This window comes from Haladaptatus litoreus (genome assembly GCF_900156425.1).
GTDB classification, from domain to species: domain Archaea; phylum Halobacteriota; class Halobacteria; order Halobacteriales; family Haladaptataceae; genus Haladaptatus; species Haladaptatus litoreus.
Genome location: NZ_FTNO01000007.1, coordinates 195,434 through 220,647 on the forward strand (window position 1 = coordinate 195,434; position 25,214 = coordinate 220,647).

At 54.4% G+C, this 25,214-nt stretch carries 23 protein-coding genes and 1 pseudogene; 11 read left to right on the plus strand and 13 right to left on the minus strand.

The window, feature by feature from the left end:
* The first annotated feature begins 129 nt into the window (after positions 1–129).
* On the plus strand, positions 130–582 hold the full coding sequence (locus tag BW974_RS22310; RefSeq protein WP_084186449.1) for a DUF8070 family membrane protein: 453 nt from the start codon (positions 130–132) through the stop codon (positions 580–582).
* A 272-nt stretch (positions 583–854) separates the two neighbouring features.
* On the opposite strand, the gene BW974_RS22315 is transcribed toward BW974_RS22310, so the two are convergent.
* Positions 855–1,247, minus strand: coding sequence for a PIN domain-containing protein (locus BW974_RS22315; protein ID WP_084186450.1), 393 nt, complete (start codon positions 1,245–1,247; stop codon positions 855–857).
* Positions 1,228–1,476 carry a hypothetical protein gene (locus tag BW974_RS22320; protein ID WP_076433125.1) on the minus strand — a complete coding sequence of 83 codons (249 nt, stop codon included), beginning with the start codon at positions 1,474–1,476 and terminating at the stop codon, positions 1,228–1,230. The genes BW974_RS22315 and BW974_RS22320 overlap by 20 nt, the downstream gene beginning before the upstream one ends.
* 1,011 nt (positions 1,477–2,487) lie before the next feature.
* Between BW974_RS22320 and BW974_RS22335 the strand changes: the two genes are divergently transcribed.
* Positions 2,488–2,691 (plus strand): hypothetical protein, encoded by a 204-nt coding sequence (locus BW974_RS22335; RefSeq protein WP_076433131.1) that lies wholly within the window; start codon positions 2,488–2,490, stop codon positions 2,689–2,691.
* A gap of 175 nt (positions 2,692–2,866) precedes the next feature.
* On the opposite strand, the gene BW974_RS22340 is transcribed toward BW974_RS22335, so the two are convergent.
* A complete protein-coding gene (locus BW974_RS22340; RefSeq protein WP_076433133.1) occupies positions 2,867–3,556 on the minus strand; it encodes an SOS response-associated peptidase in 690 nt (229 codons plus the stop codon).
* A 90-nt stretch (positions 3,557–3,646) separates the two neighbouring features.
* On the opposite strand from BW974_RS22340, the gene BW974_RS22345 reads away from it, so the two are divergent.
* Complete coding sequence (locus BW974_RS22345; protein ID WP_076433135.1) at positions 3,647–4,348, plus strand: phosphoglycerol geranylgeranyltransferase; 702 nt, start codon at positions 3,647–3,649, stop codon at positions 4,346–4,348.
* Positions 4,349–4,675: 327 nt separating this feature from the next.
* Positions 4,676–6,043: a hypothetical protein gene (locus BW974_RS22350; RefSeq protein WP_139328993.1), complete on the plus strand. Its 1,368-nt coding sequence runs from the start codon at positions 4,676–4,678 to the stop codon at positions 6,041–6,043.
* Positions 6,044–6,055: 12 nt separating this feature from the next.
* Here BW974_RS22350 and BW974_RS22355 read toward each other — a convergent pair whose 3' ends face one another.
* Together BW974_RS22355 and BW974_RS22360 are read right to left on the minus strand one after the other, a co-directional pair.
* Positions 6,056–6,343, minus strand: a complete 288-nt coding sequence (locus tag BW974_RS22355) for a hypothetical protein (RefSeq protein WP_139328994.1) — start codon at positions 6,341–6,343, stop codon at positions 6,056–6,058.
* A 4-nt stretch (positions 6,344–6,347) separates the two neighbouring features.
* A complete protein-coding gene (locus BW974_RS22360) occupies positions 6,348–6,593 on the minus strand; it encodes a helix-turn-helix transcriptional regulator (protein ID WP_076433139.1) in 246 nt (81 codons plus the stop codon).
* A gap of 124 nt (positions 6,594–6,717) precedes the next feature.
* Here BW974_RS22360 and BW974_RS22365 point away from each other — a divergent pair, with 124 nt between their 5' ends.
* The 5 genes from BW974_RS22365 (at position 6,718) to BW974_RS22385 (ending at position 15,777) form a co-directional block, all read left to right on the plus strand.
* Positions 6,718–7,209, plus strand: coding sequence for a hypothetical protein (locus BW974_RS22365; RefSeq protein WP_076433141.1), 492 nt, complete (start codon positions 6,718–6,720; stop codon positions 7,207–7,209).
* Positions 7,210–7,494: 285 nt separating this feature from the next.
* Positions 7,495–8,589 (plus strand): TrbL/VirB6 family protein, encoded by a 1,095-nt coding sequence (locus BW974_RS22370; protein WP_139328995.1) that lies wholly within the window; start codon positions 7,495–7,497, stop codon positions 8,587–8,589.
* Positions 8,590–8,645: 56 nt separating this feature from the next.
* A complete protein-coding gene (locus BW974_RS22375) occupies positions 8,646–11,864 on the plus strand; it encodes a VirB4 family type IV secretion system protein (RefSeq protein WP_076433145.1) in 3,219 nt (1,072 codons plus the stop codon).
* A complete protein-coding gene (locus tag BW974_RS22380) occupies positions 11,864–12,916 on the plus strand; it encodes a DUF8128 domain-containing protein (protein ID WP_076433147.1) in 1,053 nt (350 codons plus the stop codon). The genes BW974_RS22375 and BW974_RS22380 overlap by 1 nt, the downstream gene beginning before the upstream one ends.
* A gap of 83 nt (positions 12,917–12,999) precedes the next feature.
* On the plus strand, positions 13,000–15,777 hold the full coding sequence (locus BW974_RS22385) for a type IV secretory system conjugative DNA transfer family protein (RefSeq protein WP_076433149.1): 2,778 nt from the start codon (positions 13,000–13,002) through the stop codon (positions 15,775–15,777).
* 15 nt (positions 15,778–15,792) lie between these two features.
* Here BW974_RS22385 and BW974_RS22390 read toward each other — a convergent pair whose 3' ends face one another.
* The 7 genes from BW974_RS22390 to BW974_RS26015 all read right to left on the minus strand — a co-directional run bounded on the left by BW974_RS22390 (position 15,793) and on the right by BW974_RS26015 (position 21,414).
* Positions 15,793–16,272 carry a helix-turn-helix domain-containing protein gene (locus BW974_RS22390; protein ID WP_076433151.1) on the minus strand — a complete coding sequence of 160 codons (480 nt, stop codon included), beginning with the start codon at positions 16,270–16,272 and terminating at the stop codon, positions 15,793–15,795.
* 1,569 nt (positions 16,273–17,841) lie between these two features.
* Complete coding sequence (locus tag BW974_RS22395; RefSeq protein ID WP_076433153.1) at positions 17,842–18,369, minus strand: PIN domain-containing protein; 528 nt, start codon at positions 18,367–18,369, stop codon at positions 17,842–17,844.
* A complete protein-coding gene (locus tag BW974_RS22400) occupies positions 18,366–18,899 on the minus strand; it encodes a DUF7437 domain-containing protein (protein ID WP_076433155.1) in 534 nt (177 codons plus the stop codon). The genes BW974_RS22395 and BW974_RS22400 overlap by 4 nt, the downstream gene beginning before the upstream one ends.
* A 197-nt stretch (positions 18,900–19,096) precedes the next feature.
* Complete coding sequence (locus BW974_RS27360; RefSeq protein ID WP_076433253.1) at positions 19,097–19,429, minus strand: SprT-like domain-containing protein; 333 nt, start codon at positions 19,427–19,429, stop codon at positions 19,097–19,099.
* Positions 19,426–19,971 (minus strand): YdeI/OmpD-associated family protein, encoded by a 546-nt coding sequence (locus BW974_RS22410; RefSeq protein ID WP_076433157.1) that lies wholly within the window; start codon positions 19,969–19,971, stop codon positions 19,426–19,428. The genes BW974_RS27360 and BW974_RS22410 overlap by 4 nt, the downstream gene beginning before the upstream one ends.
* A gap of 20 nt (positions 19,972–19,991) precedes the next feature.
* Positions 19,992–20,936, minus strand: coding sequence for a VOC family protein (locus tag BW974_RS22415; protein WP_076433159.1), 945 nt, complete (start codon positions 20,934–20,936; stop codon positions 19,992–19,994).
* Between the two features lie 55 nt (positions 20,937–20,991).
* On the minus strand, positions 20,992–21,414 hold the full coding sequence (locus BW974_RS26015) for an SWIM zinc finger family protein (protein ID WP_175609773.1): 423 nt from the start codon (positions 21,412–21,414) through the stop codon (positions 20,992–20,994).
* A gap of 165 nt (positions 21,415–21,579) precedes the next feature.
* Here BW974_RS26015 and BW974_RS22430 point away from each other — a divergent pair, with 165 nt between their 5' ends.
* Positions 21,580–22,590, plus strand: coding sequence for an agmatinase family protein (locus BW974_RS22430; protein ID WP_076433165.1), 1,011 nt, complete (start codon positions 21,580–21,582; stop codon positions 22,588–22,590).
* Positions 22,591–22,593: 3 nt separating this feature from the next.
* Here BW974_RS22430 and BW974_RS22435 read toward each other — a convergent pair whose 3' ends face one another.
* Complete coding sequence (locus BW974_RS22435) at positions 22,594–23,643, minus strand: NrpR regulatory domain-containing protein (RefSeq protein ID WP_076433167.1); 1,050 nt, start codon at positions 23,641–23,643, stop codon at positions 22,594–22,596.
* Positions 23,644–23,794: 151 nt separating this feature from the next.
* Between BW974_RS22435 and BW974_RS22440 the strand changes: the two are divergent.
* Positions 23,795–25,177, plus strand: a pseudogene (locus tag BW974_RS22440) (sodium:solute symporter family transporter).
* The last annotated feature ends 37 nt before the right edge of the window (positions 25,178–25,214 follow it).

A 25,214-nucleotide genomic window follows, 5' to 3' on the forward strand; every position in this document is an offset into this window, starting at 1 on the left:
TATCCTCCACGAATGTCGTCTTTCATTCGAGATCAGGTGTATCTACGTCTGCTTAGTGCAAAATGTGGGAATATGAGTTGCCGTGTCACGGTGAGTAACTTCGATTGAATATTTGGTGTATAAGTGGCAGTGGCGTTCCTCGAATATCTCCCCAACCAGCAAGCTAGTGACTCGAGCTACCACCCACTTTCTTCAATATTCGTAAGAATAATATTCTCGGAGGAAAACTTCAGGATAATGAATACTCATGGTCTCGCTCGGGCAACGATTTTCTATACAGGTATTGCAGGAGCGCTCACGGTTGGCTGTCTCTATCTTGTAGCCCATTCTGGCCTCTATATGCTGATTGCTATGGGGGCTGGGATTCTGTTGGTAGTCCTTGGTGGTGCAGCGAGTGGTCCAGTAAGTGCATCTGCGGTTGGGGAAGCAGAAGGAGCGGGGCTCAGTGGGGTGACTGAAGGTATGCAGTTACAGCCGTCGATGGAGAACTTCAACACTCGTGCGGTTCTCATTTTCTATGGGGTCGGGCTCATCCTTTGGTCGATAGTCGTTCTTACGGTCTTTCGGTCAGGGCTACAGTAAGACCCGAGTATATTGACTTACCGGCAGATCTAGTCTTATAATATTCGATCTGGCGATCTGCAGGCGGTTCACAGTTAGCAATAGCATTTCTCACCTGTTGCACGTCACCCGAGATCAGATATGTCCACCTCTGCTTAGTGCAACATGGAGCAGTGGGACAACCGGGTTCAAACCATTCCACTCTGCATGTAGACGACCACATTTACTATCGTCTGACTTCCTAAGCAACAGTAGTCACCCCGGGATTTCCAACTCACTCAATACGTATCGGGTCACGGTAACTCGTCTTCGGGCGGCTCGAGGACGACACGATCGATATCCAGATCGTCATAGATATGATCGGACGCAAGTATCCTGAGTCGCTTTGTCTCGACCGTTGCGGCATGGACAGCATCGAATGCGGTTGCGCCCTCCTCGTCTTGATACTTCGCGGCTTTCAACGCGATTTGCTTTTCTTCGTCAGTGACCGTCACAATATCGAGCAAGTCAGCCATCGCCCGCGTACGGTCGAACTCGTAGCGGTCGCTCACGGCGAGAAACTCCGCCAACGCAACGAGTGATGTTTCGAGCGTTTCATACTCGTCAACGGCAGCGACAGCGCGCTTTTGTAACCAATCGTCGTCTTTCGCGAGCGCGAGCAGAAAGTCAGTCTCGACGAACATCATTCTCCGCGTCGTCGACGGCTTGATCACGCGCCTCTTGGCGGAGTTCATCAACGGATTTGTCCTCGAAGGCATCACCGACCGCTTCGCGAAGCCCCTCAAGTGGGTCCTCGTCAACTGGAACGAGTTCGATTCGATCCTGATATTCGACGACATGGAATCGTTCGCCATATCGTGCTCGGAGATCCTTCGAGAGGTATAATCGGCCGCGTTCGTCGGTCTTCGTTGTCATAGATCAGTATACGTTGTGGGACAATATTAGACTTTTCCCACTAACTTCCCTTCCGTAGGACTGTCGGAGTTAGTATATTATACTAACTTCAATTTCTGTGAGTGGTTGAATCTCGTGAACGGCACCGTTTCATGCCTATCCAACAGCACAGTCAGTAATGTATTCGCCAGTTCGCAGCGGGTGCATATGTTGGCATGGCCGCGGCGCAGTTCATGCTTCTTCTGCCTACGCTGAAGGATAGCGTGCTGATCGGCTTGGGAGAATCTCATTTATTCGTCCGTCAATTCCGTCAAAGTTCTCTTATATAATTTCCAGAATGGGAGAAAAAGAACAAGGCCGGTCGTAATAAGGACGAGAAGGAACCCACCACCACTAGCATCGAATGTGAAGGCAACCACGGTCGCAAGGCCGACTGTAAGTACCAAATAGAGGAGGAAAAGAAACGCTTGTCCTGCTCGCCCTTTCAACGGGGTCGCTGACCAGGCACTCAACATAACGAATCATTCTCTCCGTGAAACTATCAGTTTCACTCCTCTGTACGATCGTCAGTGAAATGGTACAAGTAACGATTGAATATTCGAAAAGATCCACATTAGTCATATTCACTTACATGAACCCGGCTTCTGGGAGAGGTCGGATCATGTGAATAGCTCAATTTCGCGTTTATCGATTCATCGGACATTCGGTGTATTCACTACCGTATTGGATTACAGGAGGTAGTAGATCGTCACCCCCCTTCACAATCAATTCACTTCCCTTAGACGACAGTGGCGTTCCCCTAGATTCTGTAGCGCTTCTGCTTAGCGTACTGCGGTCGTCGTCTTGTTCGTAGTAGTGTCAGTGTTACTGCCGCCAAGTCCGAATCCCCCCGAGACAATCTGTGAAAATCACGACGGTAATAATCGGAAGGAATGGGATGGTGCTGGCTATATTGTTGTTCGCCATTCTTCTCAGTCCAATATTCGAATTTATAAGTAGTACAATTATAGTATAGTAGGTTGTATCTATTGTATGGAAAACTACGGCACGAATGCATCACCACGTTCATCTGCATCACTATCCCGAATCACAAAGTTCGTGATCGCAGTTATTCTGCTACTCGCCGCGCTGTACTCGCTAGCCATCGAAGGTAGGCCAATGTTCTTCGTGATTACTGCTGTGATCATTGGTCTGCTCTATACGCTGTTCCGGATTGCAGTGATCTATCGTAGTTAGGACATCAGTTCGGCACTCTGGTGATTATTGCTCACCTGCGCGTTGCTGATCGGCTTCTGTTTTATTCATACATTCGGACTAGCGAACGAGACAGTGAACGTCCCGAACGCTCACGAGAGTCACTGCCCTTTGAGAAATACAACTCATCCATTTTCACTACTCCTTCCTCACCCATTCACTCCGACGTGAACTCACCAAGTCCCGATTGTTCATGTTCCTCTGGCTCAATGACCGACGGATCGTCGTGACTGGGGTTGTTGACTCGCGTCGAAATCTCGTAGGCAGCCAAATCATCACGAGAATACGGCTGGCACAACGCCTCGCGTTCGTCTGAATCGGCCGAAAGCCACGGGTCTTCGTCCTCACTCGCGAGAACAACGGGCATCCGATTGTGGATTGGCTTCATCATGTCGTTGGGTTCGGTCGTCAGAATCGTCACGCAGGGAATTGCCTGCTCATCATGTTCCCATATCTCCCAAAGGCCAGCCATCGCGAATGCTGGAGAGTCCTCGCGATACACACGATACGGCTGTTTCGGGCCACCATTCTGTTGCTGCCATTCGTAAAATCCGGATGAGAGAACCAAGCACGGCCGTGAGTTCCACGCATTCTGAAAGACACGTTTCTCGCCAGCTGTTTCGGAGCGAGCGTTGATGATCCCTTCTTCGGGTTCATCTGCCCAGAACGGTATCAACCCCCAGTGATACTGGTCGATCTCGTCAGGTGCCTCATTCGTAATGACCTCTAAAGGTTCGCCGGGAGCGATGTTGTATCGTGGTGTGTACCCGCCATCAGTGACGATCTGTGCGTCGAAGCGGTCCTCGAGGTCTTGTTGCTGGATGAAGAGCGCAGTTCGCCCACACATAGGATCTGTACGGTTTACAGGCGCATCAACCTATGCTGACCTGGAAGGACGAAGGCAAATGGTTTGCCTGTGACGGAGCTACCGTAAGCTATGGCGGCGGCATGGGAACAGTGGAATCACGTCACAAAGATCGACCCAGACAAAGCACTCCACGACGGCGATACCTTCACTGACATCGCAGACACAGGAACAGATGCACTCATACTTGGTGGCACCACGAACGTCACGGAGTCCAGTGTTCAGTCAATTCTCGATGCATTCGTCTCCGTCGAAATTCCCGTCTTTGTTGAACCAACTTACCACCCGACTACGTTTCAGCATGCTACTCTTACCGGGTATCTCATTCCAATTGTCCTAAATGCGGGTGACAGAACCTGGGTAACAGGGGCGCACCATGAGTGGGTACGCTCGACAGAGACGATCGAGTGGGAACTGACGCATACCGAAGCGTACATCGTGTTAAATCCGGACTCGGCAGTCGCGATCTACACGCAGGCGAACTGTGACCTCGATGCAGATGACGTCGTTGCGTATGCTGAACTCGCCGAGCAAATCCTTGGTCAGCAGATTGTCTATCTCGAGTATTCTGGCACTCTCGGCGATCCTGCTGTTGTCGCTGCCGCACGAGATGTACTCTCGTCTGCGCAGCTCTTCTATGGGGGCGGGATTCACGATTACGACTCAGCATACAAGATGGCAAAAGTGGCTGATACAGTCGTTGTCGGTGATTTACTTCACGACGCCGGTATCGAGGCAGTCGAGGAAACGGTTCGTGGCGCAACGGATGCATAGCACGAGTCATAATCGTGCTCTCTACGATCCAAGAAGTGATTGAGAAGATAGAGAGTGTGAGCCTGCAAGCGGTCGCTTTTAGGTTAGTATTTTATACTAACCCTGCACCCTACGGTTTTCCATGTGGGTTTTAGAGCTACCGTCTTGAGCGACCGGCGTCCCGATTTTAACTTTTGTACTGGCTATCTATATTGTCCATAAATACTATTTCACCCAATATAGTATTATTTTCTAGATATGAATTACGCTCATGGCAATTTAGAGCACCACAACGGATCGCTGATTCGTATAAATACCCAGCATCGGGCGCTCACGAGGTGAACTACTATGCACGACCGCGAGAGCAGTACGCAAGACTCCGGTGCCGTATCGACACGCAGACGCGCGTTTCTCGCTGCTGCTGGAAGTATTGGAGTGACGGCACTCGCTGGGTGTCTCTCGCCCACAGGCGCAAGCAGTGGAGGTGTCCCACCAGCAGGATCCACAAACAACAGCACGAACGCGACGAGCGGTAACTTTCGAGCGATTGATCCTAAGCAGTGGCGTGGAGAGTTCCAGAACGTCGTGAATATGGCGAAGGCCGGTGCAGATCCGACCGGCGAGGAGGACGTCTCGCCCGTAATCCAGCGCGAAATCGGGAGTGACACACTGCTCTACTTCCCGTCCGGTCGCTACAAGATGAACAGCCAGGTTCGGCGCGTCGGGCTTCGAAACATCGGGATTATCGGCCAGAACGCGACGCTCACTCACGGTCGCGTCGACGAGATCAAAGGTTTCGATGTCTCAATGGGTGAGTTTCACGGTCCTGCCCAACACTTCAAGATCGGAATTCCTGACGATCCGCATCGAGGTAAATTCGTGTTCGGCGGGTTCACACTTGATTGGCGCGGGAAGAACCAAGGGATGCAGGTACTGAACCACCACACGGCGGGAACATCTGAAATTCGCTCCCTTCGCCAGGTTGGGCTGCATTCACTCGGATGCCAAGGTCCGCTTCGAGTGAATCCGGCAACGGAAGAAGCGCGAGCCCGCGTGCACAACGTTGATTTCCGGTTTGGTGGGCTCACCTACCAGAAGACGATCAACACTCGCGACACCTACGATGGTGGCCCGTACGCTGGCCGTTCATGGGCGACGTCGGGAATCACAATGCATCCGACAACACAGGGCTATCTCCGTGTCGAGAACTCGCTGTTCGGTGGGTGGCCGGATAACGGTATCTACGTAATCGGCGGCCATCCTGGTACGGGCGACGGGACAGTCGAGGTCGTGAACTGTGTGGCAGCGAACAGCCAAGCATCGAATATCCGTATCGGTGGCGACAATTCACGAATCCACAACTGTGTGGTGGTGACCGATCACTCGTTTGGTGACGAGTTCTATTCCGAGCAGCGCCCGATCCGTGTTGATGACGGTACATGCACGGTCTCAAATACGAAAATCGTCCAGAAGAAGCCGACTGGGTGGTCGTTAACGGTGATGCACGCTGTCGAAGAAGCCGTAGTGAAGAATGTGAAGGTGACGATCAAGAATACGCCGATGACAGCGCTCGTCGTTGACGATGGTGTCGGTCAGGCAACTGTCGATGACTTCGTGATCAACACACCAGGGTGGGATGCGACAAAGGCACAAGTCATTCGAAACGGTGGAGCAACACTCAAGAACGTGTTTCTCGATGGCGAGCAAATAGCGTGAAAGAGCTGGCTTTTAGATTCGCGTGAATTGGTCGGCATTCACGGGGAAGATACTCCGTCCGTAGAGTTTGATGAAATACGCAGCGACGAACCACGAGAGGATCACCAACCACCCAGCGCTCGCGCCCTCTAGGTTGAGCACGTAGAGTGCGATAACGCCCGTCGTTCCGAGAACAACAATTTGGATAATGCTACCGACGAGAACGATTTTCCCGAGACCGATGAGTATCGCGAAATGGCGGCGGAGGGTCTCTCGTGCAGTTTCGTTCGGCGCTTCGATCGACAACGGTGGGATTCGCATCGTCTTATCCTCCATTTTCCTCGTCAGCAAGCGGATCGCCGACTAACTCGTACAATGCTGTTTTCGTATGAATGTTCTCGAGATACCCGGCAGCAGTGAGTATTCCGAGTCGATTGTGGACGTATTGGCGCGAGCGGCCAGTCTCGTCGACGATATACGATTGCGTTGCCCGCCCACCTCGGAGTATTTCGAGAATCTCCTTATCGACATTGGTGAGAGAAATCGTTCGATTGGAATTGTGTGGGAGCATGTAGTACAGCCCTAGAGTATGACATAAATAGGTTACGGACACACCGACTCTATCCAATAGTATACGGCATCTCAGTGTGTGCGTAAGGTATTTATCTAGCCCTCTAGATGTGGGAGTGAGTACAATGGATGAACAAAAGCCGAAATCGGCCCAGAGACACATCTCTGACCGATTTCACAGATTGACGAACGATTCAACCGAGAAATATCACGCACTGAATCGTGTGGTCGCTGCAAAGTGGGGGGCAGTCCCTTCCCGATCCATTCGTCGTAGTGTCGGCATCGTCGCTACAACGGCGGCGTTTTCAGTGCCAGTGGCGGCACAAGCCACCCAGGAGGCTAGCGACGTAATGTGCTCGTCCGGGCTTGGGCCCGTCATTACACTCGCATTTGGGATGATCACGATCGGAATGTTTCTGCTCGCCGCCTTTCGCGGTGCAATGGCTTGGCTGAAGATGGGGAGCGCCCGGTCAGACAAGAAGAAAGAAGGTCGTGATGCCGCCCGTGGGGCAGTAATCACGTTTTGCGGTGCGTGGTTCTTCCCGCTGTTCGCCGTCGTCCTCGACAAGGCCGGTGTGAGCACGCTCTCGTGCGTGAATTTCGCGAATATAATGTGAGGCCTTTAGCTACCTCTTCTGACCATGATACGGAATAGATCCAATAGATGGTTGTCAGCGATCTTTCTCGTTGTGCTAGTCGCGTCGCTCACCGCTCCAGTCGCGGCACAATCAGCCAGTGTGAACAACTCGACGACGTCTCAGAATCACTGGATCGGTAGTCCTAACGACGGTCAGACGACGGCACCATCGAATAATTCGACGAACGGTGGAAACAGTGGCAATAGCGACGGTGTCCTCGGAGGGCTTGGTGGTGGACTCGTCCCGTCGATTAATCCAGTTGATATGGCGAAGGGGCAGCTCAAAGCGATTGCCGGGATTTTCCTCGGTGTCGGAAAGGGCATCGCAAATACGGTTCGCGACAGCGTCGCTGCAGTACCTGCTCCCGGCCAACCGGATAAGCCGAGTACCTGGGTCAATCCTCAAAACGGTCTGTGGCCGGGGGTGTACAAGGCCTCGGCATGGACGGCTGGCCTCGCGAGCGTCGCGTTGATGGCAGCGTTCGGGATGTCGTTCTATCGATCGGATCCCTACGAGAAGCGCCAAGCGTGGAAGCGCGTCGGGATCGCACTAATCATGGTCGCGACGACGTGGATCATCCCGCCCCTCTTGCTCCACTTAGCGAATGAGACCGCAATATCAGTTGCACCCGATGGTGCCGAGTTCATTCAGACGAACTCGAAGCTCGCGAAACTCGGTGTTGGAATTGGTCTTGGTGCCCTTCTTGGTATTCTCCAGTCGGGCACAATTGCCATCGGGGTTCTCATCCTCGGCCTTGAGCGGGCCCTCATCTTCGTGTGTGTGTTTTTGTGGCCGCTCTCCTGGGCCTGCCGTGCGTATTCGGGCTTCCTCAAGAGCATCGGTGACACCTTCGTCTATCTCTTTGGCGTCTTGATTATCACGAAGCTCTTTCAAGCACTCGTCCTTCGATTACTCGCCGATTTGCCTTGGACATCAGGCGCACTCGGCGTGTTAGAGACGTTCACTCTCGTCGTTGGCGGGCTCGTCTTTGCCTTGCTCGTTCTCCCGAAGGAGATGCTAGCTCACGCGAATGACGCTGCCTCGATTGCACTCGGCACCTCGGCAGCAAATCAGCGCAAAGCGGGAAAATACGTCGACAAGGCCGGTGAGCGCGTCGGCCACGAAGTTCACGAAAAGTACCAAGACTACCAGAGCAACGAAGGTTCCAGTTGGGACCAGTCGGCCAATTCGACGTTTAGCACCGGGACTGCAGCGAATGAGGGGACCGTGAACTATCGCTCAGTGAACAACGCACTGAACGCAGACGGTGGTATCGACGCTCAAGAAGTCCGAGAAAAGCAAGAACGCGCAGACTACGAGCTGAATCAGGGCCGTGAGATACTGCAACGCTACGACTGATTCCCCGTTTCGGTCACGCCGACGTCCTAGTGCAAGGCTGGGGACGGGCTTTACCCATGACAGACAACGCAGACGCACCGAAGGATCCGAGTCAACTCGTCCCGCCATACGTCGATTCTGGACTCGATTATCACGGACTCAAGGTGAACGACCTGCTCTATGGAGTACCGGGCGCCGGGGTGGTCGGTGCCAGCGGTCTTGCCGCCCTGTTTGGTGCCCCACTTGCCCCGTCATTGATCGGTGCTGGTGTCGGCGTACTCGGGGGATTGGGTGCCGTTGGCCTGGCCGTCTCATCGAGCGAATACTCGACGGGACTGGACCGCATCAAAACCCCGCTCGCCTACGCGAAGGCCAAACGCGGGTTCCCAAAGTCAGGCGATAAAGCTGCCACAGTGCACGGCGTGACACGGATTCACGCCGACGGTACCGCCGAGATGGACGACGGACGACTCGTCGCGATGGCGCGGCTCTCTGGTCGAAATACGACGATGCAAGAGACGAGTGATGCCCGCGAGATGATTGGCCGGATTCGTGGTGAACTCGATCAACACGTGAGTGATTTCAACTTCCGCTTGTTTAGCACGGCATTAGAGGTCGACCCTCGCGATGTGACCGAGAAGTATCGGGCGAAACTCTACTCCTCAGAGTACGCGGGCGAGGAGTGGAAGCTAGCGCGAGAGCTCCTTCGGAGTGTCATTCAGTGGACCGAGAACACCGATTTTCCGCGGTTCGACGCTCGCGAGTGGCAGCATTATCTCGTCGTCGAAGTTCGCCCAGACGAAGTAGCAGTGTCGGATATGACCGACGACGGCGAGATTCGTTCGCTTCTATTCGGAGGCGATACTGAGCAGTGGGACGCCAAACGGCGGCGGATGCAACGGGAAGTGAAGAGTCGGCTCTCTCGTCTCTCCCGTGCATTCGGAAGTACCGATGGGTGTGAGACCACGCAAGTTGGACCGGCTGAGCATGCGCTCCTCTTGGGCCGCTACTGGAGTGGCACCGAGCACTCCTTCGACGCCGACAGTGTGACGAAGAACGTCGATGCAGCAGTGTGGCCACATAGCACCGAGGACGGCCACAGTCCGCGCCCCGAAGCGGTAGATGTGACCGACACACCATCGACGGGAGTAGCGGACGTCGCGACGATCGAGGCGACAACTGACGGAGGTACCATCTCGCAACCGGTCGCAACGAGCACGCATGCCGACGAGAATGCTGACGAAGACGCATCGTTCCTTGCACAGGTCCGTGAAGGATTACTCGCGCCACTCGCCAGCGACGAAGACGAGACAAACGGCCTAGCCCACGATCGGGTACAGGAACTCCTGGCCCCGCAAACCTTTGACGCTCGCGATGGTTACGTTCGCACTGGCCAGCAGTACTGTCGGACGTACTGGATTGCTGATTGGCCGGTCGAACCCCGAGAGAAGTTCCTCGAAGAGATCTACACCATGCGAGGAGTGGATGTCGATGTGTGCTTAGACATTCGGGCGCGGGACAAGCGAGCAACGGAACTCGAATTGAAAGACACCATCGGCGAGATTGACGCGAACATCGACGAGCGCAAAGACGTGAGCGACGTTTCGGCGATTCTCGTTGAGGACGACCTTGACCCGTACGTGAAGATGTACAAGTTGCTCCACCACACGCAAGCCCAACCGTGGGATTTGAGCGGCTACGTGACGGTTCGCGCCGGTACTCGACAGGCGTTGGATGAAGCGGAGGAACGAATCGAGGAGAGACTGGCGAGTGAAGACGAATTAACATTGGATATCGCGAAACACCGAGCCCTCGAAAATGCCTGCGAGACAGTGAGAGGGACGCTCGAGAGTGCTCCTGCTCATCTGACGGTGCTCGCCCCGGAGCAACGCCAAGCTGAACTGTTTAAATCCTGTTCACCAAACGGCCAGGATGCCTTCGCCGATGTCTCCACACGCGAGCGTTATTCACTGACGCTCTCGGGGACGATTGCCGCAGCCTTTCCGCCGGTGTCTGCGTATATCGACCAGGAAGACGGCGTCGAGCAAGGGCGGAACGTGCAGAACGGAAGCGAGATCATCAAAAACCAGTTCTCGGTTGCACCAGGCCACCGCCTCACGATCGGGAGTTCCGGGTCGGGAAAATCGTACCACATCGGCAAGCAAGCGACGCGCTGGTACCTGGCCGGTGAGGATCGCACACTGATTCTCTGCGACACGATGGGCGAGTTCGGGGGACTCGTCGAACTCATGAATGGTCAGCATATCACGGTGGACGGGTCGCAGACGATCAACCCGCTTCACATCGAGGAGACGCCGGAGGACGTGCTTCGAGCGTCGGGGAATCTCGACCCCTACGACATGAAGTTCACCGAAGCCCGCAACTTCATCCTCGACATGATCGGCGACACCAACGGCGACTTTGCTCCGCTCGTCTCCGATGCGCTAAATGCCACCTACGAACGGGCAGGAATCCTGAAGGACGACGTCTCGACACACAGACCGGAGGACAGCCCAACGATGGCCGATTTCCGCGAGGTCGTCACCGACATGGGCGAGGATCCAGTCGACTACGTCGATTCAGAACTCGAGAAGGCCCAGATCAAGGAGAACGCCGGGCCGCTTCTCCGACGGCTCAGTGGCTTCAAAGAAGGCGGTGAACACGACGCACTCGTCGGTGAATCGAAAGCGCACATCCGTCCAGGTCAGGTGTCGTATCTCGACCTCCAGCAGATTCAGGGACTCGGTGCTGCGGCAGACAAAGCGACGATGCTCCAGTTAATGCTCGGGCAGGTCTATCAGGCGGTGAAACGGGCACCCGGTGAGACGCTGTTCGTCGTCGACGAAGCCCACTATCTCTTCCAATCGAAGGAAATCCTCGCGTGGCTTCAACAGTCGGCCCGTCACTGGCGGCACTTCAATGCCGGACTGTGGTTTCTCTCGCACCGACCGGGGGACTTCGCGAGTGCTGACGACACGGATATGCAAGAGTACAAACGTGCCATCCTCGGGCAGATTCCGACGACCGAGTTCTTCTACACGGACAAACTGGAAGAGCAGGACGCAAAAGAGCGGTTCGGAATGAACGACGAACAACTGCAGTTCATTACCCAACACGCTAAACGTGGCGAGCAGGGACTCGGTTACACCGACTACCTCGTCGATTATGCGGACGTCGAAGGGTGGATGCACGCCCAAGTTCGAGCGTCGCCATTTGAGGATATCGTCTATAGCTACAAAGCGAGTGAGCATGGCCCGTTTGAGGAGTACATCGCCGACGAATGGGGTGAACTCTAATGGGACTGTTCGGCAGTGACGAGACGCACGGGAGCTACACTGCAACCCAACTTGACGAGTCGTACACCCAAACCGTGGACAAAACGCCGGGTGTCTTACTCGGGATTCGTCCCTACAAAGACAACCAAGGGATCGTCGATGGTGCAGCTATGCTCCAATCGCTCCATGATGTTCGAACGAAAGGACTCCGAGACAAGAACATCAGCCAGCACCACTCCTTCGAGTTGTGGTTCGATGAGGAGAAGCTGAAGTTCTACATGCACGCTGCCGACGAGAGTGCCGCAAACAAATTCCGGCGACGCGTCGCGAACAGCTACTCGAACACGCAGGTCTTCCGAGTGGAAGGTGGCGACGCATTCCCACAGATCAACGCTGATGACTACATAGCGGGTGCGGAACTCGACTTAAACCGCCACTACTACTACCCGATTCGGAACCACCAGGGCGACGGCTTTGAGCGCGACCCGTACGGCGAAGTGACGAGTGAAATGCTTTCAACGCCAGAAACGCGCGTTGTTGTGCAGGTCGTCTTCCGCCCCGCGAAAAACGATTGGACGGAAGGCAATGGTGGGCTCCTCTCTCGGGGTGAGAGCGTGGACGACGTCGCCGAAGGGCTTCGATCGGACCGCGTTGTTGGGTGGATCAATCCCCGTACTCGCGATGCGAGTAAGAAGGACCGCGAAGCGGCGGATGTCGTCGAAATGCAGCGCGGACAGTACGGCTTTCACACTAACATGCGGATTCTTGCCGCGTCGCCCGATAAGTACGAGGCTGAATCACGGGCCCGAGGCGTCGCGGGGATGTTCACCCGCTACTACAACACGATGACCGAGCAGGGGTTCACTGATGAGCCTGTTCCTGCTAGCGACCGAGGAGCGTTCATCGACAAACTTCACGCTCGTGAGTGGGAGAACCGCGAGATGATTCTCTCGGTAAGCGAACTCGCTGGTGCCGCACACATCCCGAACAAGGAGATTGAGACGCCGAAAATCGACTGGCGTTACTCCCAACGTGGCGGCGAGGTTCCAGCCGACAGTCAGCGCAGTGAGTAACAACGACGGCGCTCCCCTGCTTCCCGGATGGTTCACGCCGTCACGTCGGTGCAAGTCCGACGACGGGGCTTTGGTGACACACGATGTTCAACAACCTCTTCGGCGGCGATGACACCCCTGACACCGAGTCAGTAGACGCCGATCACGACGAGCAAGACACCGACGAGATCCCCGATGAGCTTCGGGCACCAACCGGTGAACCGTATCAAATAACACCGACGAAGAACGACCGCATCGGCGGTGCCGAAGTGCTCACGCACACGGAAGAACACGGGGTCGTCGCCGGGCCGAAGGTACGTCGGTTGCTCGAAGGCTCACGTGACCGTCCACAAGGTCCGCTGTGGACAGGCTACAATGACAGTGCTCAGGAAGGCTTTCGCGAGGTGCCGATTGAGTTCGGCTCACTCTTCCAGCATAACTGGGTGTGTGGAACGACGGGTGCCGGAAAGACGACAGAGCTGCTGAACTGGATGGTACAACTAGCGTACGCTGGCCACGGTTTCGTCTATTTCGACCCCAAGGCACGCGACTCGAAAGAACTCCTCCAACTGCTGCCAGAGGATCGCCTCGACGATGTGATTTGGATCGAACCGGGCGACGAAGACTTTGATCGGGATGTTGGAATCAACTTCCTCGAAATCCCCGAGACGGACAGCCAGGTTGAACAAGAGCGGGAAATCGAAGATCGGTTGGAGAATTTGAAAGCGATTCTCGACAATGACGACTATTGGGGCCCACGCATGCGGGCGATTACCGAGAGTATGGGCCGTGCGATGATGAAATCGGACAAAGACTACTCAGTGATCGATTTCTACTTCGTTCTCCTGAATCAGGAACGTCGCGAACAATTCGCCGAGGAGGTCGAGGACCCCTACATCAAGGAGTTCGTGAACGAGATCGCCCAGATGGACGACGATGCGGTCCGTCCCCTTCTGTCACGGGTGAAAAACTGGGTTGAGAACGGGGTGATTCGCCGGATTATCGCCCAGCGTGAGAGTTCGATCGATTTCCAGAACATCATCGACGAGAACAAAATCGTGATTGTTCGAACGCCAGTGTCGAACCAGGACGTTAAGCAGATGATCACCCTCGGCGTGATGCGCCCGATTTGGAGTGCGGTTCAAAACCGGTCATTCGAAGATGGAGAGAACGAGCCGTTCTTTGCGATCTTCGACGAGTTCGACGCAATCGCGAGTCAGAATCTCGACGTCAAAAACATGCTTGCCCGAGCGCGGTCGATGCGCCTGTCGGTGACCATCGCCTGCCAGTACCCCGAGCAGCTCAAAGAAGCAGGCGTGCTGAGTGCCGTCAAAGCCAACTGTAACAACCCGGTGATCTTCCGCCTGCCGAACGACGAAGACGCCCGACCGGTCGCGAAGTTGTTCAAGGGGTATAACGAGGAGGATTTAATGGAGACCGAGAACTTCCAGGTCTGGACGCGAATTCCGATCAAAGGTGGGATGCAGTACTCTGACCCTCTGAAAATCCATACGTTTGCACCGTACCCACCGCTCCGGTCAGAGGAAGACGCCGAGGACGTGATTCACCGGAGTCTGGAGCAGTATGGAAGCTCACCGATTACCGACGCCGAAATTCAGCGCGAACTGCCATATGGTGAGTTAAACGAGGGCACCACAGCTGACGATCCAGCAGACCTCCCGGTTGGGACAGACGAACACTTGCGCAATCAGACGCTGAAAGCCGTCTACGACGAGAGCATTCGCCAGGGCGATCCTGGTGGCTGGGTGCAAATAGCGGTGTGTGTTGAGCGGTTGAATCGGTATTTGCCTGGTGACGACGTGACCGATGCTGGGAAAGCATGGCGCAAAGTCTTGCAGCGAGTACCCGATACGCACCTCGATCATCGCGAGGTCGAGGACGAAATGGAAGTGAAGCCGCTTGATACCGGGTTCCTGAATCTCGGTGACTCGGAGAACGACGGAAAAGCCGAGCATTGGGCACCGATGGCCGACGCCTACGTGCCGATGACACAACTCGGATTCATCTTCGAGATTCCCGAGCAGACCGGTCAAGCCATGCCCGACGGTTTAGCCCGATTGGATGACGTTCTAGCGATTGTACCGGACGACGACCCAGTGACGGTGGCGGATAAAGTGAATAACTACCGCAAGAACCACCCGCTCTTGAATCGACTTGCGGGGACGAATGACGCCTATATCGAGAGCGAACACACCACCGGCAGTACGCAGCCCTCGCAGACGGTGAAAAACCTCTCACAAGCGCATAATTCCGGGCACCGCTGTCTCTTCTTTGCACGAGAGGAGGTGGCAGAGAAGGTGTATAATACGGTCGCACACGAGCCGTTCTGCTGCCGAAGCAACCATGGTGTGACGGACGAGCGTCGGTTCTATACGGGCACGCAGACGCTGACGATTGACGGCGAAACGATGACACGCCCCGGCGGACGCGAGAACGTTTGGGTGTATGACGAGCAGACCGGCAAGTACGAGCTTCGAGATGGAGAGGGAGAAGTACATGCTCGATTCACGTCGGCGGCAGACATCTTTACCGATGCCAGTGCGTACCCCGACGGTGGCACGAAGAATATCAAGCCGCCGGTCATCCCCGAGTACGAGATCGATGGTGATCTCAGTACCGTCGAGTGGGACGTGATCGTGGTGCCGCCGGAAACAGAGACACCGATGGACATCATGCTCTATCGGGAAGGCGCGTCGAATATTCACCTCCCGAACCTCATCGACCATACAGTGGACGAAGAAGGTTCTGTGACAGCCAACATAGAGTCAGGCATTACTAATGGGGCGCTCATACAAACGGAGGAACAGCAGGTCGATGATGCGAGAGAGGACGTGATTGACGAAGCGGCAGAGTTCCTCTAAGTGGCTGCTTGCGGACTACAAATTCTCTTTCAGTTTCTGAATTGCCTTCTTGGTCCGTGTACGCAGGTCCTCAATATCGTTGTCGTGCTTGGTGCGTAGCGTCTCAACTTCTTCCTCTAGTGCTTCTATCCGTTCCCAGAGCACTTCCACATCATTGGGATGGGCGAGATCTCTAGCGGCAAGTTCCAACCCCTCCTCACAGAACTGCTCACCCCGTTCCGTCAACTGCCACACGATTGCCCGTGATCCTTGACCGATGTGAACCCGATCAATTTCTTCGACTAACTCCCACCGTTCCAGTAGGTCCATGTGATGGGTCATGCTGCCGGTGGGAATGCCGGCGTGTTCCCGTAGTTCCGAGGTGTTCACTGCAGTATTATCAGCGGACAATAACACTTGGAGGATGTTGCGGCGGGGATGACCGAGGCGGTCTTGCATCTCTTCGAAGGTGGGTACTGTTCCATCTAACTCTTCAGTGATTGAACCATTGCTCATGAGGCGTTATTTTCCCTGTGAGGCTATAAATATAGCCCCCTATATGGCGTGACTACATCATCCCGACGGTAAAGCACCTTCTAAACTAGGGGGGCGAAGAAATAGAGGGAAACCAGGTCTACGAGAAATTAACAGAATAGATACATAGATAAATAGCGGGAGAAACTCTGCCGAGAGCGAGAGTGAATCCCAACTGTGACATGAGTACTGGCACCCCAAAAGTATCAACCAGAAGAGATAGAGGAAACAGGTGAAGCGCGACCGGCTGGCACCCCGGAGACGAAGTGAAAACAGCACCCTATAATGGGCGAGAAAATGGGCGCACCCCAGAAGGCGTCCAGCGGAATCCAAATGGTGTGACGAAAAGCGGCGGAAACACTCCGGAGAAACAACCGGACAGTCCACCAAGAGCGACGCAACGACAGGCATCACAACGAGACCAGCGACAGTCCACTAGAGACAAACCACGACGGACCAGAGAGAGAAAATAGATAGACAGTCTCCTGCAGAAACAGCACCCACTGAACAGAGGACAACGCGGGATAGGACAGTCCAACAGTGGGAAACAAAAGCCGAAACTCCGAGTGAACTAGCTTCCCGAAGGGGATATTGGTAACAGAAAGTAGAGCGACAACCACACTGAGAACAGTAGACAGTCATTGAGAGCGAGACTGCGACGGACAGTATAGCGGGAGCGAGAATGGAGCTAAAAACGAGAGATGTACAGTACGACGGGGAGCGAGCCAGGCGACAGTACCGACAGCAAGGACGTGCAGCGTTACGAGAGGACGATAGCCACTAGGACGAGAGAACCTCGAGGAGCGGTCCACCCCAGAAACCGAGTGACGAAGTACGAGACACAAAGGCTGTGAGACAACATAAGACAGTCATCAAGAGCGACGAGTTCTGATAGTCCCTTCTACTGGGGCAGGACGATAAAATCCGATGAGCGACGAGAGAGGGGTGCCAGTGGATGCATTGGTTGGGGTGCCCACTATCCTCACGCAGGTCTGGGTGCCAACACGGGTGCTATACTGGGGGTGCCACTAGGAGAGACACCGAGATTTCAATGAACGTACTGCCAGACTGTCCTCAGGAGGTGAGGATAACCAACCCGGAGCTGGACAAAGCAACTCTGGACTGTCCGCTACCGTTTAGTAGACCCGATGTTGGTAGTATTACAGCCGTGGGACTGTCATCCCGGTATCTACGGGATTTGACCGTATCCGGCGATGACCAGCGGACTGTCCAGTGTATTGGGACGAGTTGTGACGTGAACCGGTTGAGGCCAATGGACTGTCTTCTGTGAATCAGCGGCCGGACTGTCAGTAGAGGTGAGTCAGTGGGACTGTCTATGAGGGCAAGGGTGATTGTGGGAGGACAAGGCGTCTTCCGGTAGTCTACAGCTGATTTACTCCGGAACTGTGGTGTGGCAATAGTGGACTGTCAGGCTGGCTGGTGCTGGTTGTCTGTGCTGTTGAATTTCACTTGAAAAGCGGGGTGTTTCACGCTGGGGTGGGCACCCTGTGTCTGCCCGGCTGACTGTCCACTTGGTAGGTGGTCTATTCTTTAGCCGTCGAACTCGTCTGTGGTGATTGTCTCGAGGAATTCGACACTGGCATATCGATATTCAACGTCGTTGGTGAACCCATGGCTGGGAAGCAATGATTCTGCAGCCCGGCCTGCTGGTTTGTCCGTGGTCAGCAAGACAACGGAGCCTGCTTGACCTGTGTCAAAGAGCTGTGCTACGAGGCCAATAAGTGCAGTATCCGTCTTTTCGATTGTATCCTCAGGGCGGTCCGTGTCGTTCGCAATAAACCGTCGAGCCGCATCCATCACCCGCGATACTCGTGAATTGGTGTAATCGAGTTCATCGGCAATTTGGATCCATCCCTCTTCAACTCCCTCTTGCCAACGACTGTTGCTCGATGGATACGCTTCGTCGTCAGGATCGCCACCGAGTTCCTCATACACGCGACGAGGGACGAGCAGCGAGACACCAGCGTGTCGGACAGCGCGGCGAAGCCGTTGATACTTCTCGTTGTCCGGGCCACCACACCGGACGAAGACACCCGTATCTGCGATGTATGTCGTCATTCGTCGTCGGAGTGGGCACGGATGACCGGTTCGAGAGCTTGCAAGATGATCTCTGCTTCGAGTGGCGACAGATCCAGTTCACGGGCCATGATTCGATGATTGACGGTACCCTCCACGAACTCACCAGCGTACTCTAGGGCAGTTGCGAGGCCATCGATACCGTGCCGGTCAATGTAGACGTCGATATCCTCGTTTTCTGTGCGTTGTGCGGCGGCGTCCACGAGTTCGTCCGTGATAGTTCGCGTCTCGCCGTCTGTCGTCAGTGTGAGCGAGAGCGGTTCGGCTTCGAATTCGTAAGGGCGATTGTCTTCCTGTTTCGTCAGTAGTCCTGCAGCCTCGAGTTTTCGAACGTAGTCGTAGGCGGTTCCCTGTGGAATATCGAGTTCAGTGACGAAGTCCGCGACAGTAGCGCCATCAGAACGGAGTGCATAGGTATAGATTCGCGCCAGTGTTGGATTCTCCAGTAGTTCGACGACTGTTTGGAGTTGCGCAATTGGTATCGAATCGGTGGAGGCAGCAGACTGTGCCATCGTAGTTATGAGTTATGCATAATTCGTAATAGCTCTTCTGCTTGGGGTGCATTACAGTGAGAAATTGGGCTGCCGAGAGTTAGTATACAATACTAACGAGTGTAGGCTTTTCTGTGAAAGAAGAGCGATAGAACTGACTCACGCAGAAAGCAGTGGGCCGTGAGAATCTTCCTCGTATTTACTCCTTGTCGCGAGAACTACTTAAACGGAAATCGGTCAGTGGCCTCACTCTCCTCAACGCGAATTGCACCGCCGCACTCACCACAACTGTACTCCTCAGGGTTGCGAAGGGTCTTCGAGCGTCGATACCGGGCAATCCGACCGCCACAGTCCTCGCAGATGAGCCACCACTTCGGCGATGTGAACCGCTCACAGTGCTGGGTTGTATCGAGGGCGTCCGTCCACCGATCGAACGTTCGCCCGTGCTCCGCCTCGCCGAGCTCGTGATACTGCCAGGCGTGAATGAGTTCGTGCCGGACGGTCGCACTGAATTGCTCCCACCCGTGTTGTTCGTGGGCTTTCCAGGTCAGCGATTTTCCATCGGCTCAATCAGCACTCCACTCTTCGATATATCGGGAACAGTACAGGAGCTGCTGTCAAAACAGCAGGGTCTGCGCTGACCGTCTTCCAGTTTCGAACAGGCAGTCTCGATCCGTCGCTCGCGTGTTTCGGACTTTTTAGCGGAGCGGATCCAGCGGATATATTCCCAGCGTGCTTTCGTTGTGATATCATTCCAGAGAGTCTGTGCCTCTGGATGGTCTGCAAAAGCATTCTCCAAGTCCGCTGGCACCGTGGGTTCCGGCCAGTCACTTATCGGCTCAATCTCCAATGTTACAGTGTCGCCGACGTCTGCTCCAGCGTTTTCACGCATGGATTTGTCGACCTCGAACCAGTGGCTTCCTTCACCGTCCGGTTCAAGCGGGGTCTGAAAATGGAACCCGTTGATGGTTCCGCGGCCCATCACCATGCCGCGAGATGGGAGCTTTTCACTCGCGTGCTCGGGTAGCCTGAGGACGGTTCGCGATCCGATTGTAACCAGTTGAGCGGTAAAGTTGATGTTTGATTTTGACATTGTTCTTTGGTTAACGCAGCTTAGTTTCCATCATATGCTGTTTGCAGTCCTGCAATGTCGAGCTTCTTCATCTCCAGCAGTGCCTCCATCATGCGCGCATTGGCCTCTGGGTCGTCGTCCGGCAGCTCGTTCAGCATCGTCGGCGTGATCTGCCACGAGACGCCGTATTTGTCCTTCAGCCAGCCACACTGCTCGGCCTCGGGTGCCGCGCTGAGTGCGTCCCAGAGTTCGTCAATTTCGTCCTGGGTTTCACAGTTGACGATGAGGGAGATAGCTTCGTTGAACGCGAAGTCCTGTTCAACGCCGGTATCCATAACAGCCAGCCAGACGTCCTCGACTTTGAGATCTCCGAAGGCAAGCGCCCCTTTTTTGGCTGGACCGGTGTCTTCCGGATACCGCTCTAGGTGACCCAGTTCGGTGTCAGCAAAGACACCGGTGTAAAAATGGATGGCTTCCTCGGCTTTGTTGACGTTGTCCTGTGTAAACATGAGGGACGGCACCAGATCCGGCCGCCAGTCGCCTTCGTTGCTGGGAAGGATGAGCTGCCACGTGACACCATATCGATCCTGTACCCAGCCGTAATAGTCACTGAACGGGTGTTTATCAAGCTGGATGAGTACTTCCCCACCATCGACGAGCCGTGCCCATAACTCATCCATTTCCTCTTTTGTTTCTCGACTCACGAAAAACGATATCGACGGGTTGAAACTGAACTCCGGCCCGCCGTTGAGCGCGACAAACGAGAACCCCTCGACCTCGAAGGCAACCGTCATCACGCTGCCGGCTTCCTTCCCGGTCATTTCCTGCCCGGCATCCGGGTAATGGGTCGTGCCCTTGATCTCCGCGTTTTCAAACACGGAAGTGTAAAACTCCGCGGCTTCCACTGCCTGATCATTGAACCAGAGGTTTGGAGTGATTTTTTGCCTGGGTTCGACCGTATTTTCTGTTTCAGTATATGATGTCATGCCTACACCCCTCCAGTAGAGATAGGCTAGCAAGCGTCATATAAACGCGCTAAGTTCAGTGAAAGTGAACCAGTCCTACCCGTGTCTCCATTTCCTTAAAATCAGATATATTAAAAGAGCTGAAGCGGTGGTTAGTTCGGATCGAACAGATGCATCGCTTTTCGAGTTTCTGTCCCGTCCGCACGCATGGCCAGCACGGGAAGCCACTGAGACCGTCGCAGTCACAGTTTTCGGGTTCGGTATCGTCGTTGTCCTCGGAGGGGAACGCATCGAGCGTCCCGTCGTCAGTTGCATTTTCGACGGCGGCCATGTGCTTGCAGAATGCATCACGGTGGACGTGATGCGGGCACGTGCAGGCCATCAGTTCTTCAGTCACGTCGTCGATGGAGACTGTGTACTGGAGGTATACGAGATTCTCGTGGCTTTCGGTGATGACATCGAAGGAAAAATGTTCGGCATGTGCGCGGTACTGTGGCATATTAGCAGCGTCAGGGGTTACGGAAAGTGAGGGTGTGATAATGACGTCGGTTCAAGTAAATAATTTGACCGAAATTTGTATAATAATTGGGTGGCAACACATTGCCACGCATGAGTTCGATACTGTCATTCACAACCATATACCAACAAAAAATAAGTATCACCAATGACTGACTCCGATCCGACACCTGCTGGGGAATTCCGAACCGCTCATCCAGGCGCAGACGTAGAGATGGCATACGCAGGCAGTAACACGTTTCTTAAGGGAGAATCCCGCGATGTCGATGATCTCGATGACGTCGATGTTGGTGTTCTCGGAGTCCCGTACGACGGCGCGCTCACGAATCGGCCAGGGGCCCGCTATGGACCCGAAGCGATTCGTCGAGCAAGCGCCTGGTGGGCGTACCTATCGAATTACAAAGGGGGACTGACTAACATGAATACGGGTGCTCAGGTGGACTATTCCGACCTCCACATCGCTGATTGTGGCGATGTGCCGGTCTTCCCGATGGACTATGAACAAACCGCAAAGAGCATCCAATCACACGTCGCAACGGTCGCCGAACGGACGTTCCCATTTGTGTTGGGAGGCGATCACTACTGTACGTATCCGGCTTTCTGCGGCTTTGCCGAGGGGTCGGGTGCAGACTCCGTCGGATTGGTTCAGATCGATGCCCACACCGACACCTCCAATGAGAGCGCGACATTCGGAAAACACTATCACGGGTCAAGTACGCGGCTCATTGCCGAGTCACAGTACAGTGATTTCGAACACATCAGCCAAATCGGTATTCGCGGCTATGAGAGCCCGAACTTTTTCGAATTCGCCGAGGAATCTGGTCTCAACCTCTATACGATGCGTGACGTTCACGACCGTGGCATTACCGATGTGATCGTTGAGGCCGTTGAAGCCGCGGCAGCAGACACGGACGCGGTCTACGTGACGTTCGATATCGATGGCGTAGATCCGGGGATTGCACCGGGAACCGGAACGCCGGAACCGGATGGGTTGAGCGCGCATCAGGCGTTGCAGGTGATGGAACTCCTAGGCACACACGATGCAATCGGCGCTGCTGACGTGATGGAAGTTTCGCCAAAGTACGACCCGACGGAATCAACTCAGACGCTTGGAGCATACCTTGCTGTCACGCTCCTCGAACGGCAGTTCGCCGAATAACACTTAGCATTGTTCGAAGGGAAGTGCAGTTGCGACGGATTGAAACGCCGACCGTTCTTTCAGCCCGTGTAACGTTGCCCAGGATTCATCGTAGTGTTCTTCGACAAGGAGTGAAATCGCAAGTTCACCGATCGCTCCATACGACATGGAGGCAAAGTCCCACCCCGGTTGGCCGCACGGAAATGGACCCGTCTCTCGCGGCTTTCTAAGATCAATAACCCCGCCGAGTTGTGCTCGACTCGCAGCAGCGATATCGAACGCCTCTTCGTATCGAACCACGGGAAATTCTCGGTTATCCACGACCAATAAGCTGGGAGCATCGCCCTCGAGAAGCGGACTAATTGACGGTCGCCCTGCCTCGATGAGGAGGTCTGCAACGTCTACGGTTGACCCCTCCCCACTTATCGCATCGGTGTAGCGGAGAATGGCACCGCCATGCTCATTCGAAACAGTCCCTTCGTGCGCGAATCGCCCGGGTACCGAATCCGGATCCGGATGGTACTCCACGATTCCGGCAACCTGCAATTGGGTAGAGATCCCTCGTGACAGCAAGACACCATCGATAGTGATGCTGGAAGGAAAGAATAGTCGAACAAGATCGTCGTGTGTTTCGCTCGGGGCTTTTTCGACCGCGACGATGATAGGGCCAACGGGTAGGTCGTCCAAGGCACGTATCCTGTTCAAGGCCGCTTCAACTTTCGAAGCGGGAATATCGATAGCGGAGGTGACGAGTTCACCGGTGTTCTCGAACGGATCGTACGTGACTTGCTCGGTAAGCACAGCGATGCGTTCCCGAACCTGTTCAAGTCGGCCGCTGACGTGACCGAGTCGCAATTCGGAGTGACCTTTCTCGGTCAGACCGCGGCCTCGGCCTGGTATTTTTTCGGTGAATCCGTCCGCATCCAATTCCGAGAGTAGGAGTCGGACGGTTCGTCCCTTGATGGAGTAGCCACGTTGGTGGAGAAGATCAACTAAACGGATGCTTCCGATGGGCCCGTGCACCTCGATCAGACGAAGCAAATCGTACTTTCGATTATCGGGGCAGTTGGACATAGTGTCACAGTGGTATGATACCGGATAAACGTATGTATTATTTCATAGGATGGGATCGTTAACAGCAATCTATTAATATTGAAGGTGGAAAGGTGATGCCATGGTTGTGTCACTCATAGACACTGGGTTGCTCATTTTGTATATGCTGGGTATGATTGGTATCGGCTACTGGGGATACCAAAATTCGGAAACGCTAGACGATTACCTCGTCGCTGGTCGCAATATCCCACTCTGGATGTACGTTCCAGTCATGTCCGCCGTCATTCTCGGAGGGGCATCTACTGTCGGTGGTGGAGGCCTGGGGTACGTCCACGGAATTTCGGGTGCTTGGTTGGTCATCTCGCTCGGTATTGGAACGATTGCACTTGGAATTCTTATTTCGACAAACCTCGCCAATCTCAAAGCCTACTCACTCGGTGAGGTGCTTGAACGGCGGTTCGATAAGTACTCCGGCACGATCGGTGCCATCATCGCCGGCATTTATGCACTCACCATCGCGATCACGCAGACGATTGCCGTTGGAAAGGTTCTCAGCGTTCTCTTTGACGTTAACTAGAGTGCGATGATTCTGCTTGCGGGAATTATTATTATCGCCTATACGGCGCTCGGTGGAATGCTTACGGTAACGATGACTGACTTCGTCCAGTGGTGCATCATGACCATTGGGATCTTCTGTATCGCTCTTCCGCTTGGTCTCAACTCGGTTGGAGGTATCTCCAGGCTCATGACTGAGCTTGACCCGTCGTATTTCAGTGTCACGTCGATCGGATTGGACACTATTGCTAGCTACTTTCTGTTGTATGTCCTTGGGATCATGATCGGGCAGGATATCTGGCAACGTGTGTTTACCGCGAATAGCGCTGAAACAGCTCGAAAAGGGAGCATTGCTGCTGGAGCGTATGCGATTGTCTACGGTATTGCGACTGCGCTTCTTGGAATGATTGCGCTCGTTCTCCTTCCGCCGCTTTCCGATTCGGAACTTGCCTTGCCGCGACTGATACTGGAAATCGTTCCTGTCGGTTTCTCGGGGATTATTCTCGCCGGATTCGTTTCGGCAATGATGTCTACGGCGGACTCCGCGTTGCTTGCTTCAAGTACCTTGTTCACGCGCGACGTCTACAAACGGTTTCTCAATTCCGATGCATCGGACGAGACGTATTCGAATGTCTCTCGAATTGTCATCATCGTATTGGGTTCGGTCATGACATATGCGGCGATCGAGATCGGGAATGTCGTTCTCGCTCTCACTCTGGCGTACGATTTGCTCACTGGTTGTATCTTCGTCCCGATCTTCGGTGCGTTCTTCTGGAAACGAGCAACGTGGCAAGGAGCACTCTCTTCGATCTGTGCAAGCGCAGTCGTAGTCGTCACGACAATCTATGTATTCGGTTTTTCCTCGAATTTACCTATCATATTCGGCCTCGTATGTAGCGTTGTCATCTTCGTCCCGGTTAGTCTTCTATCGGGCCCACCCGCGCAGAAAAAACTCGAACAGTGGGTTCGAACACTTGATTCGTCGATTTCAACCAAGTGATGCATGATCAAGCGGGTGAGCCGAATAGTAGGTGTCT

Bases quoted from the DNA above. Each gene is read 5' to 3' on its own strand.
- BW974_RS22380 (WP_076433147.1), top strand. From the start codon at position 11,864: ATGGGACTGTTCGGCAGTGACGAGACGCACGGGAGCTACACTGCAACC.
- BW974_RS22315 (WP_084186450.1), bottom strand. From the start codon at position 1,247: ATGATGTTCGTCGAGACTGACTTTCTGCTCGCGCTCGCGAAAGACGAC.
- BW974_RS22350 (WP_139328993.1), top strand. From the start codon at position 4,676: ATGCACGACCGCGAGAGCAGTACGCAAGACTCCGGTGCCGTATCGACA.
- BW974_RS22335 (WP_076433131.1), top strand. From the start codon at position 2,488: ATGGAAAACTACGGCACGAATGCATCACCACGTTCATCTGCATCACTA.
- BW974_RS22365 (WP_076433141.1), top strand. From the start codon at position 6,718: ATGGATGAACAAAAGCCGAAATCGGCCCAGAGACACATCTCTGACCGA.
- BW974_RS22395 (WP_076433153.1), bottom strand. From the start codon at position 18,369: ATGACGACATACATCGCAGATACGGGTGTCTTCGTCCGGTGTGGTGGC.
- BW974_RS22410 (WP_076433157.1), bottom strand. From the start codon at position 19,971: ATGTCAAAATCAAACATCAACTTTACCGCTCAACTGGTTACAATCGGA.
- BW974_RS22390 (WP_076433151.1), bottom strand. From the start codon at position 16,272: ATGAGCAATGGTTCAATCACTGAAGAGTTAGATGGAACAGTACCCACC.
- BW974_RS22430 (WP_076433165.1), top strand. From the start codon at position 21,580: ATGACTGACTCCGATCCGACACCTGCTGGGGAATTCCGAACCGCTCAT.
- BW974_RS22355 (WP_139328994.1), bottom strand. From the start codon at position 6,343: ATGCGAATCCCACCGTTGTCGATCGAAGCGCCGAACGAAACTGCACGA.
- BW974_RS22375 (WP_076433145.1), top strand. From the start codon at position 8,646: ATGACAGACAACGCAGACGCACCGAAGGATCCGAGTCAACTCGTCCCG.
- BW974_RS22415 (WP_076433159.1), bottom strand. From the start codon at position 20,936: ATGACATCATATACTGAAACAGAAAATACGGTCGAACCCAGGCAAAAA.
- BW974_RS22385 (WP_076433149.1), top strand. From the start codon at position 13,000: ATGTTCAACAACCTCTTCGGCGGCGATGACACCCCTGACACCGAGTCA.
- BW974_RS22345 (WP_076433135.1), top strand. From the start codon at position 3,647: ATGGCGGCGGCATGGGAACAGTGGAATCACGTCACAAAGATCGACCCA.
- BW974_RS22320 (WP_076433125.1), bottom strand. From the start codon at position 1,476: ATGACAACGAAGACCGACGAACGCGGCCGATTATACCTCTCGAAGGAT.
- BW974_RS22340 (WP_076433133.1), bottom strand. From the start codon at position 3,556: ATGTGTGGGCGAACTGCGCTCTTCATCCAGCAACAAGACCTCGAGGAC.
- BW974_RS26015 (WP_175609773.1), bottom strand. From the start codon at position 21,414: ATGCCACAGTACCGCGCACATGCCGAACATTTTTCCTTCGATGTCATC.
- BW974_RS22360 (WP_076433139.1), bottom strand. From the start codon at position 6,593: ATGCTCCCACACAATTCCAATCGAACGATTTCTCTCACCAATGTCGAT.
- BW974_RS22370 (WP_139328995.1), top strand. From the start codon at position 7,495: ATGGCGAAGGGGCAGCTCAAAGCGATTGCCGGGATTTTCCTCGGTGTC.
- BW974_RS22400 (WP_076433155.1), bottom strand. From the start codon at position 18,899: ATGGCACAGTCTGCTGCCTCCACCGATTCGATACCAATTGCGCAACTC.
- BW974_RS22435 (WP_076433167.1), bottom strand. From the start codon at position 23,643: ATGTCCAACTGCCCCGATAATCGAAAGTACGATTTGCTTCGTCTGATC.